Annotated in this window: 1 protein-coding gene; it reads left to right on the top strand. The window is 54.4% G+C overall.

All coding sequences use genetic code 11. The features are described 5' to 3' along the window. A partial coding sequence (locus BAE46_RS14900; RefSeq protein WP_216094991.1) for a YDG domain-containing protein occupies nucleotides 1-588 on the top strand: 588 nt, incomplete at both ends.

The following is a 588-nucleotide window of genomic DNA, read 5'->3' as shown; positions in this document are numbered from 1 at the left end:
CGGCGCGTTCTCTGAATAAAAATGCAGGCGATGCTAAAACGGTGAGCTTAACCAGCACTAGCGCCGGGACTGACGCCGGCAACTACCTTATTACGGGCCAAGCATCAACCACCGCAGACATTACCCGCGCTAACCTAAGCGTAGGCGGGATCACCGCCAGTGGCAAAGTCTACGACGGTAACGTAGACGCCACGCTAAATGTGAGCGGAAAAACACTGACCGGCTTAATTGCAGGCGATGACGTAAGCGTATCGGCAACCGGCGCCTTTTCTGATAAAAATGCAGGCGACGCTAAAACGGTGAGCTTAACCAGCACTAGCGCCGGGACTGACGCCGGCAACTACCTTATTACGGGTCAAGCATCAACCACCGCAGACATTACCCGTGCTAACCTAAGCGTAGGTGGGATCACCGCCAGTGGCAAAGTCTACGACGGTAACGTAGACGCCGCGCTGGATGTGAGCGGAAAGACACTGACCGGCTTAATTGCAGGCGATACGGTAACCGTATCGACAACCGGTGCGTTTTCTAATAAAAATGCAGGCGATGCTAAAACGGTGAGCTTAACCAGCGCTAGCGCTGACGCTC

Source organism: Glaciecola punicea (assembly GCF_001756615.1).
Lineage (GTDB): Bacteria > Pseudomonadota > Gammaproteobacteria > Enterobacterales > Alteromonadaceae > Glaciecola > Glaciecola punicea.
Note: the sequence above shows the minus strand (reverse complement) of the source record. Positions and strands in the feature narration are given on the sequence as shown.